This is a genomic window from Nocardia sp. NPDC058633 (genome assembly GCF_042717045.1).
Taxonomy (GTDB): domain Bacteria; phylum Actinomycetota; class Actinomycetes; order Mycobacteriales; family Mycobacteriaceae; genus Nocardia.
This window is the reverse complement of the sequence record NZ_JBHXRA010000013.1, coordinates 78,015-92,684: the sequence shown is the minus strand read 5'-3', so window position 1 is coordinate 92,684 and position 14,670 is coordinate 78,015. Positions and strand designations below refer to the sequence as shown.

16 protein-coding genes and 1 tRNA gene are annotated in these 14,670 nt (G+C 65.8%); 4 read left to right on the top strand and 13 right to left on the bottom strand.

The features are described 5' to 3' along the window. Position 1 precedes the first annotated feature (1 nt). Complete coding sequence (locus ACFWUR_RS18630) at positions 2 to 1,387, top strand: PIN domain-containing protein (RefSeq protein WP_378908383.1); 1,386 nt, start codon at positions 2 to 4, stop codon at positions 1,385 to 1,387. 146 nt (positions 1,388 to 1,533) lie between these two features. Here ACFWUR_RS18630 and ACFWUR_RS18625 read toward each other — a convergent pair whose 3' ends face one another. After that, positions 1,534 to 1,839 (bottom strand): hypothetical protein, encoded by a 306-nt coding sequence (locus tag ACFWUR_RS18625; protein WP_378908382.1) that lies wholly within the window; start codon positions 1,837 to 1,839, stop codon positions 1,534 to 1,536. Positions 1,840 to 2,330: 491 nt separating this feature from the next. On the opposite strand from ACFWUR_RS18625, the gene ACFWUR_RS18620 reads away from it, so the two are divergent. Continuing rightward, complete coding sequence (locus ACFWUR_RS18620) at positions 2,331 to 3,053, top strand: hypothetical protein (RefSeq protein WP_378908380.1); 723 nt, start codon at positions 2,331 to 2,333, stop codon at positions 3,051 to 3,053. Positions 3,054 to 3,263: 210 nt separating this feature from the next. On the opposite strand, the gene ACFWUR_RS18615 is transcribed toward ACFWUR_RS18620, so the two are convergent. From ACFWUR_RS18615 to ACFWUR_RS18605, 3 genes are all read right to left on the bottom strand, one after another. Then, positions 3,264 to 3,337, bottom strand: a tRNA-Leu gene (locus ACFWUR_RS18615). A gap of 116 nt (positions 3,338 to 3,453) precedes the next feature. Then, positions 3,454 to 4,965, bottom strand: coding sequence for an APC family permease (locus ACFWUR_RS18610; protein ID WP_378908379.1), 1,512 nt, complete (start codon positions 4,963 to 4,965; stop codon positions 3,454 to 3,456). Positions 4,966 to 5,016: 51 nt separating this feature from the next. After that, positions 5,017 to 6,504 (bottom strand): peptide MFS transporter, encoded by a 1,488-nt coding sequence (locus ACFWUR_RS18605; protein ID WP_378908378.1) that lies wholly within the window; start codon positions 6,502 to 6,504, stop codon positions 5,017 to 5,019. Between the two features lie 162 nt (positions 6,505 to 6,666). Between ACFWUR_RS18605 and ACFWUR_RS18600 the strand changes: the two genes are divergently transcribed. Beyond that, the gene (locus ACFWUR_RS18600; RefSeq protein WP_378908376.1) at positions 6,667 to 7,113 is read left to right on the top strand and encodes an SRPBCC family protein; all 447 of its coding nucleotides are present in this window, start codon (positions 6,667 to 6,669) and stop codon (positions 7,111 to 7,113) included. A gap of 166 nt (positions 7,114 to 7,279) precedes the next feature. Here the strand turns inward: ACFWUR_RS18600 and ACFWUR_RS18595 are convergent, their stop codons facing one another. The 9 genes from ACFWUR_RS18595 to ACFWUR_RS18555 all read right to left on the bottom strand — a co-directional run bounded on the left by ACFWUR_RS18595 (position 7,280) and on the right by ACFWUR_RS18555 (position 13,004). Continuing rightward, on the bottom strand, positions 7,280 to 7,492 hold the full coding sequence (locus tag ACFWUR_RS18595) for a hypothetical protein (protein WP_378908375.1): 213 nt from the start codon (positions 7,490 to 7,492) through the stop codon (positions 7,280 to 7,282). Positions 7,493 to 7,527: 35 nt separating this feature from the next. Further along, positions 7,528 to 7,683 carry a DUF6131 family protein gene (locus ACFWUR_RS18590; RefSeq protein ID WP_378908374.1) on the bottom strand — a complete coding sequence of 52 codons (156 nt, stop codon included), beginning with the start codon at positions 7,681 to 7,683 and terminating at the stop codon, positions 7,528 to 7,530. A 160-nt stretch (positions 7,684 to 7,843) separates the two neighbouring features. Next, the gene (locus ACFWUR_RS18585) at positions 7,844 to 8,119 is read right to left on the bottom strand and encodes a hypothetical protein (RefSeq protein WP_378908372.1); all 276 of its coding nucleotides are present in this window, start codon (positions 8,117 to 8,119) and stop codon (positions 7,844 to 7,846) included. 86 nt (positions 8,120 to 8,205) lie between these two features. Next, positions 8,206 to 8,937, bottom strand: a complete 732-nt coding sequence (locus tag ACFWUR_RS18580; RefSeq protein ID WP_378908371.1) for a GntR family transcriptional regulator — start codon at positions 8,935 to 8,937, stop codon at positions 8,206 to 8,208. A gap of 109 nt (positions 8,938 to 9,046) precedes the next feature. After that, a complete protein-coding gene (locus ACFWUR_RS18575) occupies positions 9,047 to 10,354 on the bottom strand; it encodes a serine hydrolase domain-containing protein (protein WP_378908369.1) in 1,308 nt (435 codons plus the stop codon). An 88-nt stretch (positions 10,355 to 10,442) separates the two neighbouring features. Further along, positions 10,443 to 10,982 (bottom strand): hypothetical protein, encoded by a 540-nt coding sequence (locus tag ACFWUR_RS18570; RefSeq protein ID WP_378908368.1) that lies wholly within the window; start codon positions 10,980 to 10,982, stop codon positions 10,443 to 10,445. Positions 10,983 to 11,137: 155 nt separating this feature from the next. Further along, complete coding sequence (locus ACFWUR_RS18565) at positions 11,138 to 11,737, bottom strand: DUF305 domain-containing protein (RefSeq protein ID WP_378908367.1); 600 nt, start codon at positions 11,735 to 11,737, stop codon at positions 11,138 to 11,140. Between the two features lie 64 nt (positions 11,738 to 11,801). Next, entirely contained in the window at positions 11,802 to 12,371 is a 570-nt protein-coding gene (locus ACFWUR_RS18560) for a hypothetical protein (RefSeq protein ID WP_378908365.1), read from the bottom strand. A gap of 48 nt (positions 12,372 to 12,419) precedes the next feature. Next, on the bottom strand, positions 12,420 to 13,004 hold the full coding sequence (locus tag ACFWUR_RS18555) for a hypothetical protein (RefSeq protein WP_378908364.1): 585 nt from the start codon (positions 13,002 to 13,004) through the stop codon (positions 12,420 to 12,422). A gap of 402 nt (positions 13,005 to 13,406) precedes the next feature. Between ACFWUR_RS18555 and ACFWUR_RS18550 the strand changes: the two genes are divergently transcribed. Then, entirely contained in the window at positions 13,407 to 14,555 is a 1,149-nt protein-coding gene (locus ACFWUR_RS18550; RefSeq protein ID WP_378908362.1) for a class I SAM-dependent methyltransferase, read from the top strand. Positions 14,556 to 14,670 lie beyond the last annotated feature (115 nt).

The window sequence follows — 14,670 nt, the reverse complement described above, 5'->3', positions numbered from 1 at the left end:
TGTGCCGATCATCGTCGTCGTTGACGCCAACATTCTTGTCTCCTCGAACAATCTCGGAAGAAACCCGTGGAAGTCGCTAGCTGAACAGCAGGAGGAGTGGGGTTTCCGTATCGCCGTACCGGAAGTTGCTCTGGTAGAAGCGGTTCACACACTTCGGAAGCGCTGGGCCGACGAACTGATCAAGGTCGAAGCGATGCAGGTCGGTGCCTTGGAGCTAGGCGAGTTCGTAGAAGATCTGGCTGCTCTGATCAGCGAGAAGATCACGAAGCTCGAGACCCGGCTCCGCGAAGGCATCGAAGATATGGGGGCTTCGCTGGTCAGCCCACCTCAGATCGACTACATGGACATCGTCCGACGGGCGGTGCATCAGCTGGCGCCGTACAACGAGAAAGAACCTGACGGGTTCCGCGATACGGTCATCTGGCACACCGTGCTCTCGATCGCCGCTGAGAACCCTGATGTAGAAGTGTGGTTCGTCAGTGAGAATGTCGGAGATTTCGGTCCCAAAGACGGAAACTGGGTACGCGCTGGCGGCGGACGTAAGGACGACTGCCCACTGGTGTTCGACCCGCAACTCGAGCAGGAACTGACCGATCTCAACCTCGCTGGTCGAGTCCACTACGTCACCAACTTGCGAAGACTGGAACGACACTTTGCGAGCCGCTTCGAGCCCATCGGCGATGCCGAGCGGGAAAAGCTCATAGGCGATCTCGACTACGACGAGCTGGGCAAGCAGTTGTCCAGTGCGGCCGAGGGGTTCGCTCTGGATCCCCGGGTAGCTGCGCTGGATCTGCATGTCTCAGCAGGCAGAGTGATCTCCGCGGAGCCGCTCGGTGACACCTGGAGATTTGATGAACTGGCGCGTACCAACGAGTCGGGCTGGACTGCCCGATTCGCTGTCAACACCGAGGTCGATTTCGAGACCGTTGATCAGTACGGCGGCGGCGCGGGGAAGAAGATTCTCAGGCTGGCTGGTGACATAACTGTCGGTGTGGACCGCCGCATCTGCGATGTTGTGGTGACCACGGCAAACGCCCTGCGTGATGACCCTATGCGCGTACAATGGAAACGGCTCCAAGCGCGGACGAGATCGGTAGAACACCTCGGGTACGGAACCTTCGGGGCCAGCTCCTCGCTGCAGGCCGCGATGGACAGCATCGCCGCGAACATCCGCTCCATGTCGAGCACGCAAGCCGCGATGGACGGTTTGGCCGCGAACATCCTCGCGGGTCCGGCCCCCGCCAGGAAGGCGCCCATCAAGAAGCCTCCCGCGGCGAAGAAGGCGCCCACCAAGGAGGCGTCCGCGAAGAAGGCGTCCGCGAAGAAGGCGTCCGCGAAGAAGGCGCCCACCAAGAAGGCGCCCACCAAGAAGCGTGCAGACTCGTGACGTACCACGCGACCCGACTGGGAATGCCGCCCTTCCGTCTGATCGATTACGAACGCCCGCGTCGCGGCTGCCGCATGACGGAGAGTGGCTATGCCGTGAGTACGACATAGCCACTCATGACAGCACACAGATCGTCGTCCTTGGCCCTACCTTTCGTTGGGCGAGGGAAAATTGCGTTGGTCGTCGATGCCTGGGGCGATCACATCTTCAGCGGATCGGAGATCCTGGATCGAGCTGTCCCAATGGATCTCGATCACGTAGCCCTGGTCGGTTCGTTTGACCTCCACATCGGCATGGTCATCGACCTGCCCAGCTGCCCAGAGAACTGCGCCGCTGATCAACGCGGTCGCCACACCTGTAGCGATGCGGCCCCGTTGGTGTTGACGTCCAGCCATGCCGAATGCTGCCTGTTCGCACCTCAGAAGACGTTCCGCGGGACAGTCGACCAGCATGCGCTCCTCGCCGCTCCTGGACGTCCAGCTCGTCGGGCGGATATGGGCAGAGGAGTAGTCGTTTCCTTCGGGCGGGTTACCTTCACTGTGGCTCCTAGTTCCTGCACCATGATCTGGACATGGGTTTGCCCGCCGCCCTCGCTTGTTCCAGCAAGTGAGGGCGGCATTTTCGGGCACGATCGCTTCTCGGCGGCCGGACTAATACGGTGACGGGCCTTCGAGCTCAGTAACCTTCGGTTAAGGCCTAGCAGTGCGACGGAGTACCTAGAGGTCTCCGGGTCGACTGAGTTTGCGACCGACCGACTCGCCAATCCGGGGGTCACGTCCACAAGAGGCGGCAGCCTGAGACCAGGTAAGGGAGCTTTCTTGTGTGCCCATACCTCTGCGATCTCACGCTGCTCGGGCGTCAACCGAGACAAGGCCCACTCGACCCGAGGCTCGAAACCTTCGAGCCGCATGACATTCGGATCCAACCGCCAGTACGTGTGCCAGTGCGCGAGCCGCAAATGTGTTCGCACACGCCGCTCGTCGGCGCCACCGTCGTGTTGGCCAGGGTCTTCTGCTGCCGCTTGCAGGGAAGGTCCGACATTGAAACCGAGATCGACGACAGTGCCGTCACCGTTCCTGCGGTCGGTGCGCCGTTTCTTGCCTTTACGCCCCTGGTCGGGTCGATAGGTACGGGTGTCGCGCTGGTCGCTGCACAGATACAGCAGCAGCCTCAGCGTCGTATGAAGATGCGGGCGTGCTCGGACGTGGCGATCTTTCCGAAGGTGTTCCACTCGGCCATGCTCTGGGCCAGCTCGCTGATGCTGTGGCTGCCGGTCAGCGGCACGGGTCACGGTGGACTCTTCGTGCGTCTGTTGCTGTCCTTCGCAACGGATGCGAACAGCCAGGGCGACGCTGAGCTGGTGCAGACGAGGGTCGGCGGTAGAACACAGCTGCTCGTCGATGGTCATGCCGGTGACGAGCATCCCGATGAACACCGGCGGTTCGGCGATGACGAGACCGGCCCCGCGCATCCTGGCCGTCGGCGCCGATGTCGGTGCTGGTATCGGCTCGGGAAACACGACGAACGGATCAGGGTGCGGCCTCGGTGGCGCGCAAGACGTGCAGGGCGGCGTAGACCGTCAGCCTGGACCGTCGCGTGGGGCGCACGTTGGCCACATCGCGCATATTCATTGCGGCGCGGCATCCCCCTGTCGGCCGGGCGTTGATGGCAGCAGATGTAGCGTCTGAGGCAATTGCGTGGACGTCTGTCAGTCTCGAAACTGGAGGGTCTACCTCGCTGCAGCGGTCCCGGCTGACGATGGCTGGGGCTGGCGGGCGACAGGAAGTTCGGCGCGAATTCTTGGTGTTTTTTTTGGGAATCGTCCGCATTTTGCAAGTTCTCAGACCCAGCAATCCGGTCTGACCTGGTGTTTTAGTGCCCCCACAGGGACTCGAACCCTGACTGTGCGGATTTTAAGTCCGCTGCCTCTGCCAATTGGGCTATAGGGGCGTCCCGGATAGCGTATCGAATCGTACGGGTGTACCGGAATCCTGTTGGTCGACAAGGTCGGCCCGGCGTGTCGGGTGGGACCACGCCGGGACCGATCATGTCATCGAAGGGGCTGGTCAGTCGTCACTCGCGGCCTTTTTGCCGAGGATCGAGTGTCGGCGGCCGTAGGCGAAGTAGACGGCGAAGCCGATGGCCATCCAGATCACGAAGCGCAGCCAGGTTTCCACCGAGAGGTTCACCATCAGCCACAGGCAGGCCGCGACGGCCAGGATGGGGATGAAGGGGACGAAGGGGACGCGGAAGCCGCGGGGCAGGTCGGGGCGGGTGCGGCGCAGGACGATGACGCCGACCGAGACCAGGACGAAGGCGAACAGCGTGCCGATGTTCACCATTTCTTCCAGCGTGCCGAAGTCGACGAAACCGGCCAGCACGCAGCAGATCACGCCGACGATGACGGTCAGCCGCACCGGCGTGCCGCGCTTGCCGGTGCGGGCCAGTCCGCGGGGTAACAGTCCGTCGCGCGACATCGCGAACAGCACGCGGGTCTGCCCGAGGAACAGCACCATCACCACGGTGGTGAGGCCGGCCAGGGCGCCGATGGAGATGACGTTCTTGGCCCAGTCCACGCCGTGGATCTGGAATGCCGTTGCCAGCGTGGCGTTCTCGCCGGACAGTTCGGTGTAGGGCACCATGCCGGTGAGTACCAGCGTCACCGCCACGTAGAGCACGGTGACGATCAGCAGCGATCCCAGGATGCCGCGCGGTACTGCCTTCTGCGGGTTCTTGGTCTCCTCGGCGGCGGTGGCCACGACGTCGAAACCGATGAACGCGAAGAACACGATGCTGGCGGCGGCGAGCAGGCCGTACCAGCCGAAATTGGTGTCGCCCGCGCCGGTGATGAATTGGAACAGGGTCTGGTGCAGGCCGCTGGCGCTTTCCTCGGCAGGCTGCGACGGCGGGATGTACGGGCTCAGGTTCGAGGCCTTGAAATAGGTGATGCCGAGCACGAGCACGAGGGCGATGACGGCGAGCTTGATCGCCACCGCGACCGCCGACACCCGCGAGGACACCTTGGTGCCGACGGCGAGCAGTACGCCGAGCACGGCAAGTAGCGACACCGCGCCCCAGTCGAAGGTGACCGAACCCAATTCCACAGTGGCGGACTCGAATCCGAACACCGTGCCGAGATATTGCGACCAGCCCTTCGCGACCACCGACGCGGCGAGCGCGAATTCCAGGATCAGATCCCAGCCGATGATCCACGCGACCAATTCGCCGAAGGTGGCATAGGAATAGGTGTAGGCACTACCGGCAACGGGCACGGTCGAAGCGAATTCCGCGTAACAGACCGCGGTGAGGCCACACGCGATCGCGGCGAAAACGAAAGCGAGCGAGACCGACGGTCCGGCCACATTGCCCGCGGTGCGCGCGGTGAGGGTGAAGATACCGGCGCCGACGACGACCGCGACACCGAAGATCGTGAGATCCCAGGCTGTCAGATCCTTGCGAAGCCTGGAATCGGGATCATCGGTATCGAGAATCGACTGCTCGACGGATTTGGTGCGAAACAACCCGCTCCCGCGACTGGGCGATCGGCCCACCCCGGGAGCATCGTGCGGTGTCGGCACGGTACTTCTCCTTCTGCTACGAAACGTTGCCGGGGATTACCCGGATCCAGGTCAGTGCACGCCCTGCATGCGGCTCTTGATCCACGGTGCGCAGGCGACGACGACGAGACCGGCCACGATGGCCGCGGCGCCGCTGAACCCGAAATAGGCGGTCTCGCTGTCCGGGCTGTAAAAACGGGCCAGCGTGCCCGCCATCGACGTGCCGATACCGACGGAGAAGAAATACAGCGCCATCATCTGCGAGCGGAAGGCGGCGGGTGCGAGATGGGTGGTCACCGCCAGGCCGATCGGCGAGAGCAGCAGTTCCGAGATCGCGAAGCCGCCGAGAATCGCGAAGACCGCGAGCACCGGCACGGTCTTGCCCTCGAAACCGCTGAGCAGTGCGAACAACCAGAACGCGACGCCCATGCCGATCACGCCGAGCGCGAACTTGATCGGCGTGCTCGGCGCGCGATTGCCGAGCTTGGTCCACATCAGCGCGAACAGCGGCGAGAGCGCGATGATCCACACGGGCTCGACCGAGCCGATCCAGCTCGCCGGCGCTTCCCAGCCGAAGATCCGCCAGTCGATCCGCTCGTCGGAATACACCGCGAGCATGGTGAACATCTGCTGGAACAGCGACCAGAACACCGCGTTGGCGAGGAACAGCGGGATGAACGCGACAACCCTCGTTCGCTCGATCGGAGTCACCTTGGCGCTGCGCAACAGCACCGCGAAGTACACGACCGAGGCGACCACGATGACGCCGGTGGTGACGTCGGAGAGATTGTCGAGGGTGATCAGCTTCGTCAGTACGGCGACCAGCGCCACGACCGCCGCGGCGGCGACACCGAGCAGCACCGGGGTCAGTTCGCGACGAGTGATGGGATTGGGTACCTCGCGCCCGTGGGTGCCGAGGTTGCGCCGGAAGAGCACGTATTGCGCCAGGCCGAGAGCCATGCCGATCGCCGCGGCACCGAAGGCGACGTGGAATCCCCATTCGCGCTGCAACAGGCCGGTGAGCAGTGGGCCGCTGAACGCGCCGATGTTGATGCCGAGGTAGAACAGCGTGAACCCGCCGTCGACGCGAGCGTCGGTCGGCGCGTAGAGGGTGCCGAGCAACGACGACGCGTTCGCCTTCAACCCGCCACTGCCCAGTGCGATGAGTACCAGGCCGACGCCCACACCCGTCATCCCGGGCAACACCGCCAGCGAGAGATGTCCGGCCACGACCACGACACCGCCGTAGAAGACCGTTCGCTCCATCCCCAGCACCCGGTCGGCAATCCAGCCGCCGAGCACGGTGGACAGGTACACCAGGCCGCCGTACGCGCCGACGATGCCGAGCGCGGTGCTCTGGGCGATCCCGAGGCCGCCCTCGGTCGTGGAGTAGTAGAGGTAGTAGCCCAGGATGGTGAGCATGCCGTAGAAGGAGAAACGCTCCCACAGCTCGACGCCGAACAGGTTGGTCAAACCGATGGGGTGACCGAACAGGGTGCGGTCGGCCGCCGTGTCGGCGGGGCTCGGCGGGTTGCCGAGCCGTGCTTCTTCCGTGGACATAAGGGAACGATCCCACGTCGAAACGGTGGACAGCAATTTTCCCGCATCATCGTGGGTTCGGCGTGCCGCACCCACCGGGCGGGCGTGGACACGTCCGACGGCAGACGCCGACACGAATTATGCTGTGGTGACCGGACTCCCGCGACGGACGAGGAATCAGACGTGCTGACAGCCGAGGTGACCGTGCCCGTGCGGCCGGACAGGGCGTTCGCGACCCTGGCCGACGGCTGGCTCTACGCGAGCTGGGTGGTCGGCGCCTCGCACATCGGCAAGGTCGATCCCGACTGGCCCGCCGTCGGCAGTCGCATCCACTACCGATTCGGGCTGTGGCCGGTGCTGATCAGCGATACGACGCAGGTGCGGGCGGTCGACCCGCCGCACCGGCTGGAGCTGGAGGCGCGGCTGTGGTCGGTCGGCTCGGCGTGGATCACGCTCACGCTCGTCGAGGAGCGGCCAGGGCACACCACGATCCGCATGATCGAACGCGCCGCCCGAGGGCCCGCGCAGTTGATCCCCGGAATGGCGCAAGATCTGCTGTTCTCGGCACGCAATCAGGAATCCCTGGATCGGCTGGGCAATGTGATTCGTGCGCGCTCGCAGAAGGAATAGTCAGCCGATAATCCCGACCGGTCCGTATCGGAATTTTCGTCGGCACGGACTGACGGGGGCGAAATTCACAGCGCAGATCCGGCCACGCTGTCCGACAGTGGCAAGCACTGGGTCGCGTAAACCGGACCAGCCGCCGTGGCCGAATATTCGGCCACGGCGGCTGAGATCAGCTCGGCTGGGGAAGTTCGCAGTTGTCGACCTTCGGGTTGACGCCCATGTAGTTCAGTGGGCCCGCGATCATCGTGACCGCGATGGTGCCGAGAGTCGCGCAGTTCTGGTCACGTTCGGTGAAATAGCCACGCTGACCCGCGGCCAGAATACCGATCAGTAACCACACGAGCACGACGAGTGAAACAATGCGAGGTGTATTGCCCCTCATGGTGTTTCCCCTTTCCGGTGGTGTCGGTCCGCCGGTCAGTAGTAGTGTCGCCGGCCGCCGACCGGGCGCCCTAGGCCACCGATCAATGCCAGCGCGAGGCCGACCACCAGGAGGATGACGCCCACTGTGTTGAGCAGCGGGATGCCGAAAACGAGTCCGGCTATAAGAAGGACTGCGCCGAGAAGAATCATTAGAGCTCACCTGTTCGGTGTCGGGACTGTGGAATACCGGTGGGCACCCACAATGGCTGCATGCCCGGTTTTCCCGATCCGAAACAGGCTGTGCCGCACGAGGCTAGACCGTGCTCGGCACCTGAGCCGCCGTGGTTGAACGCGGCGGCCCAGGTGGGTGTCAGCGGGCGGAGATCGGCAGTGCGGCCGAGCCTGTGGCGGGCGGGCGCGCGGCGCTGGAGCCGAGGTCGGCGTCGAACGAGCCGGTGCCGCTGCCGACGTCGACCGAGCCCATCGAACTTCCGGTGGGCGGGCCGATCTGGACCGAACCCGAGGGGAGTAGATCCCAATCGGCGCCGCCGATCGCGTGGGCGGTGCCGCCGGTACTGAGCAGGGTTCCCGCGGCGAGCACGGCCAGCAGGCCTGCCTTGGTGGCGGTGGATTGACGGATGGACATGGGTGATACCTCCGAGGGCTTCGCTGTAATAGCCCCCAGACGGTAACTGAAATACTGTGATTTCACACTGAATCGGTGTGGTCCGGCTACGACTGCGGCCGCTGACCGACCTCCATCTGCACCCGATAGCGGTCGGCGCGGTACCAGCTCCTGGTGTGCTCGATCGGCACCTCCGCGCTGAACGACACGCGGTCGAAATGCAGTACCGGAGCGCCCTTTCTGACGCCGAGCAGCGCGGCGATCCCGGCCTCGGCCGCCTGGGCGTCGACCGTCTGCACGGCCCGCTCGATCGGCCTGCCGTAGCGATCGGCCGTGGTCCGGTAGATCGAACCGGTGAGGTCGTGCGAGATCAGGCCTGGGACCAGTTCGGGGTTGAACCAGGCGTCGTCGACACTGATCGGATCGTCGTCGGCCAGCCGCAGGCGGCGCACATGGTAGGCGAGCGCCCCCTGCGGCAGTCGCAGCGAGCGGGCGGTCGCCTCGGGCGCCTCCGCTTCCTCGGCGACGAGCACCAGGGTGGTCGGATGGTGGCCGAGCGCGCGCATCTCCTCGGTGAAAGAGGCCAGGTGTAGCCGCGATTGCACGGGCCGGTGCGCGACGAAGGTGCCCTTGCCTCGAACCCGGACCAGATACCCTTCGTTCACCAGCTGGCCGACCGCCTCGCGCACGGTGATCCGGCTGACGCCGTAGTCCTGCATCAGATTGCGCTCGCTGGTCAGCAGGTCGCCCGGCTGCAGCTCGCGCGTGCACTTCTGCAGCAGAATCGCGCGAAGCTGCTCATGTTTGGGCACTGCGCTGTCACGCAGCGGTGCGGGCATCGCCAGTGGCTCCTTTGTCCTGGTAGGCCGACCGGTCCCTACTGGTCCTATCCGGTTGACCCGAGAATACGCGACCGGCGCCCGCGAGCCCAGGGATCCGCTGCTCGGATCAGCGAATGCCGGGGGTGCGCGGGTCGGTGCCGATGCAACCCAGGATGAGGCATCCCGGCGGCGAATCCGCGAACGGGGCCTTCGGGGTCTCGCCGAGGCAGTCGAGGATGTTGCAACCCGGGTAGGCGTAGGGGCCGACGCCGAGCGTGCCGAAGAGGGCGTCGGGCCGGGCGATCATCGGGTCGGTCACGCTCACATCGGGACGCTCACGATACGGACCCGGATCGGGGATCTGCTGGTCGCGAAACGCCGAGACGAGCGTGCGCATCACGTCGTGGGTGTAGGTGGTCGAGGCGCCCACCGTCGCGACACCGGTCCAGTTCAGTACCAGGCCCAGGCTCGGCACGATGAAGCTGTCGTTGCGCAGCATGCCCGACATCTTCACCGCGTCGTCGGGCAGTCCGGGGAACTCGAGGCGACACGGTGCGCCGTTGATCACGAACAGGAAGCCGTAGCAGGGCATGCTCGCCGACGGGGAAACCGCCGCGCGCATGTAGTCCTCGGAGATCACCTGCTGGGAGTTCCAGCGGCCCCGATTACCTACGAGCAGGCCGAGTTTCGCGAAGTCGTCGGGCGGCAGGATCAAATGCGCGTGGCCATAGGTGTTTCCGGCACGGTCGCGGGCCCAGTAGTAGTCGCTGCGCGCGATACCCAACGGGTCGAACAACTTTCGCTGGGCGAAGGCCTGGAAATCCTCGCCCACCGCTTGCTGGATGACATACACCAGCAGGTCTACCGCGCGCTGGCTGTAGCGGAACATCGTGCCCTGCGGGCGCTCGATCGGCATCGCGAGCGCTTGCGCGACGACATTGGGATCGAGCTGCGCCAGCCCCGTCGCGCCCTCGGCGGCGACGGCGACCTCCATGCCGGATGACTCGGTGAGCAGATTGCGCACGGTGATCTCACGGTGGGCGTCGTCGCCGAGCCCTGGCGGCAGGTAGCGCCCGATCGGCTCGTCGATCCGGAGCAGGCCTTCGTCGACGGCCGCCCCGGCGACGAGCGCGACGACGCTCTTGGTCCCGCTCCACAGATTCCACGCCACGCCACCGGATTCGGCGTTGCGTGGGCCGGTCGCGATCAGGCAGTTGTTGCGGTACAGCTGGATATTGAAGCGGGTGAGGTCGGTGGCGCGCGCCATCGCGGTGGCCAGCACGTCGGGGTCGAGGGCGGCTTCGGCCGGTGTGGCGGACTGCGGAGTGCGGCCGGTGGTGACCTCACACTGCTTCGCGGTGGGCGGGTCGGCGTAGGCCGGACTCGGCAGCCATGCCCCCGAAATCAGGGTCAGCGCGGTAAGCGTTGCTGCCACAACGGATTTCAGATAGCCGTGCACGTAACCCTCCCGATGATGTGTCAGGAGGGGAATCGTGAACGATCACGTTCTTGTTACCGGGAGATCAGCTGCCGTAGGGCGTGCACACCCCGATGGCGTTGTCCTTGGACGCGTTGAAAGTGTCGATCACACCGTTGAGTTCGTCGGTGGGCGCCCTGCGTTCGAGCGTGTCGGCGAGGGTGTTGGTCTTCTCGATGTAGTCGCGCAACGGTACGGACAGATCCGGGATCACATCGGCGGTGATCCTGCGGTCGAGGTCCGTGGCACTGTTGCGCAGGGTGGTGACAGCGTCGGTGGCCTTGGCATCGGCATCGGGCGCCTGATCATTGGACGCCGCGATGTAGGCGTTGAACGAGGTGACCGAGGTCTTGTTGGCCGAGCGCAGGCCGTCGCACGCCGTGTCGTTGGCGGCCTCGATCTTCGCCGCGCGCGACGACGACGCCGCCGCCGAGGAGGCCGCGACCTCGGACGTATACGAGGCGAGCTCGCCCTGGTTGACCTCGGCCGTGCCCGGCACCTGCTTGGAGCAGGCGCCGATGAAGATCACCCCGGTCGCGGTGGCCGCCAGCGCGGTCCCGAGTCCCAGCCGTTCCAGTACTCGCATTTCTCTCTCCTGCCTCGAGATTGCAGGCACCGGTTGGGCCGGAGCCGAACATATCGACCGTACTGGCAAGTTCCGGGTGACGTCAGGTCGCGGTGGCGATTTCGATGAGGAACCGATACGCGGCGCCGGGCTGTCGTGCCCGGCGCCGCGCTCGATCAGTTCTGCCCGAGCATGCCGCGCATGGTGGCGATCTCAGCCTGTTGATCGGCCAGGATCTCGGTCGCCAGTTGGCGCGACTGCGGATCGATGCCATTGGTGAGCTCGGTCTCGGCCATCCCGACGGCGCCCTCGTGGTGAGCGATCATCATCTCCAGCCACTGCTTGTCGAAGTCGGCGCCGTTCGCGGCGCGCAGACTGCTCATCTGCGCGTCGGTCATCATCCCGGGCATCTCGTGCCCGCCGTGCCCTTCGGTCGCGCTCGGCGCGGGCTTGCCGAAGCCGGTGAGCAGGTCGGTGATCTGCTGCATTTCCGGCGCCTGCGCCCGTTCCACCTGGGCGGCCAGCGCGATGAGCTGCTGGTTCTGGGTGCGGCTCGGCACCATCTTCGCCATCTCGACAGCCTGCGCGTGGTGCGGGTACATCATCTGCAGGAAGTCGACGTCGGCATCGTTGAAGTCGGCGCTCGCGGCAGCGCTGGTCGTGGTGGTGGTGGAGTGCTCGGTGGTGTGGGTGGTGGTGCTGTCGTCACCGCAACCCGCCGCGAGCAGGACGGTGGCGACCGCGGCGACGATGAGGTGGGTACGGCTGATGGACATGGTGATCCTCCTGGGGATTCGGGTGAGGTGTCGAAACCGGCGACGCACGAAAGTGCCGCGCCTGTCAGATCCGCAGAATCGCCAGTTGGGAAAGGGTGAGGACGGTCCATGGTGGCGGGCGCGTACGTCTGCCACGCCAGATTCTGGGTGTGCGCCGGGCGGCCTCGGCGGTGTCGCCGAGGCGATAGAGCATGACCAGCGTGAGGGCGACGGCGAGTGCGGCCAGCACGAAAACGCAGGCGTGGACGGCGGTGTGCTGCGCACAGCCACCCGCGCCGCAGCCGGTGCGTGGATCGGACTGCGCGGCGATCGGCAGCGTCGAGTCGGTAGGTATCGCGGCGTGGGCCGGAGGTATTGCGGCGAGGGCCGGGGTGTCTGTCGCGGAGTGGTGCGACCGGCCTGTCAGCGTCGCGGCGTGGTCGTCGGTCGGCGCCGCGAAGGGTGGCGGATCCGTGTGCTCGGGCGGTGCCAGCGCGGCGACCGGTGCGTGCGCGGTCGGCGGGTGGCCGCCTGTTGAGGCGTGCGCGGTTCCGAAGACCGCGGAGTGCATGGCGACGATTCCGGCCAGCAGCATCAGCACAGCGAGCGCCCTGGCGATGCCGGGTGCGCGCTCGGGCCGATGCTGGTCCATCACAGCGGCCAGTCTAGCGAGCACCATCGCCATACCCGGGAGGGGTAGGAGTTACCGGGTGGCGATGTCGACGACCAACCGCGGCGGATCGGTCAGCATCGTGACGGCGAACGGTGGCTGATCGGCGTCGATGCCGATGAACGACTGGGTGACGCCCTCGTAGACCAGCCTCTTGTAGACCCCGGTGATGGTCGGAGCGGCTGGATCGGTGACCGGATCCGGCCCGGCGAAGGGGGTGACGGTCGAGTCGAACGGATACGCGGAGCCGAGGATGCGCACTTCGAGAATCGCGCGGCCCGCCACGTCCACGGTCTTGCCGCTGGCGTCCTGAACCGCTTGATCGGTGTAGGCCACCTGCCAGCCGGGTGTCCCGGTGCCGCCGAGCGCGAAGACCACACGGTCGAAACCGGGATGGCTGCCGATCCGGATGTCGCTGACGGTCAGCGCCGCGCCCGCGGAGGCCGCGCCGGACTTCGGGCCCGCGTCGGTGGGCACCTCGCCGGTGGCATCGGCGAACGTGCTGGTGGTGCCTGTCGTCGTTGTCGGAGGCGTCGCGGCCGGTGCGTTGTCGGTGCCGCAGCCGGACGCCGAAACCGCGGCCGCGGCGATAAGCCCGAACACAAAGGCGTTGCGCATGGGGCTGATGCTACGCAGGTACGGCGGTGTGATGGGCGAAGCAACGCTGGGTGTGTTCGGGCTACGGAAAGTTTGCTGGCGGCTCCGAAATGAGAGCTGTTGCTGTTGATGCGCGCAGGTCGCGGCCTGGATTTTCGGTGAACGCGTGCCAAATTCGAAGATAGCGCAACCTACGCTGAGCGGTCGCCGCGCGAGCGGAACAGCGAGTGCGGCCGAAGTATTGGGGAATAAAGGAATTCGTGAAATTCGCGAACTCGCAATGATCTGCGAGGGCGTCGCAAATCTATGTAACCCGTTATTGCTCAGTGAAATACATCCCACGTCAACCCGTTGTGAGCCATCCCGGCCGACGTTACCGGGGCCGGATGTGACGGTGGGGCAACGATCTAGCACACTTGTCGGGTGGACAGTGTTGAGGACGTATTCGAGCGACTACGCCGGTATCCGGATGTGGAAGCGCCGAACCTGTATGCCGTCGACGCCGCCGACCGACTGATCCTCGACACGGCCGCGGACGCCCTCGCGGCCGTGGGTAGCGGTGAGGTTGCGGTGATCGGCGACGCCTATGGCGCGCTCACTCTCGGCGCGGCCGTGCGGCACGGCCTCGCCGGCATTCGCGCGCATCAGGACCTGATCACCGGCGAATCCGCGCTGGCGGCCAATGCCAAGAACCTCGGGCTCGCCGATCGCTACACCACCCATGCGCTGGACGCCGACCTGCTCGCCGGTGCGCGCGTGGTCCTGATGCGGTTGCCGCGCATGCTGTCGGGCGTGGCCGAGATCGCCGAGGCCATCGCCCGCTATGCCGCCGACGACGTCGTGGTCTTCGCCGGCGGGCGCGACAAGTACCTCACCCCGGCCATGAACGCAGTGCTCGCCGAGTCGTTCGCGCAGGTCCGCGCGGGTCGGGGCAGGCAGAAGTCGCGCGTGCTCGTGGTCGGTGAGCCGCTGCCCGTGGGGGAATCCCGGTTCCCGGTGCGTGAGCACGTCATCGAAATCGACGGCGATGTCGTCGCGTTCGGTGCGGCGTTCTCGGGGTCGCGCCTCGACATCGGCACCCGCTTCCTGCTCGAACACATGGACCGGATGAAGCCCGACGCACGCGACGCCGTCGATCTCGGCTGCGGCACCGGCATCCTCGCGGTCGCCCTGGCGAAATCGCGCCCGCACATCCGGGTGGTCGGCACCGATCAGTCCGCCGCCGCCGTCGCCTCGGCCAGGGCCACCGCCGACGCGAACGGGGTCGGCGACCGGGTGATGGTGGTGCGCGACGACGCGATGTCCTCGGCGGCTGACAACAGCGCCGACCTGGTGCTGTGCAACCCGCCGTTCCATGTCGGCGCGGCGGTGCACACCGGCTCGGCGATCAAGATGTTCGTCGAGACCGGTCGGGTACTGCGGCCCGGCGGTGAGTTGTGGACGGTGTACAACTCGCACCTGAACTATCGCGGCGTGGTGGAGCGGATGGTCGGCCGTACCGATGTGATCGGCCGGAACCAGAAGTTCACGGTCACGCGGTCTGTTCGTGGTCTGCGCGACGTACAACGATAGGGCGGCCCGAAAGCGGTAGAGTCCGATTTGTCCGAACGGGCGGGCGATGTGGTCATCGACCGGATCGCTGGGAACTTTGTCCGATCGCGGCGCGTTGAACAGGGCAGTTGGAGCT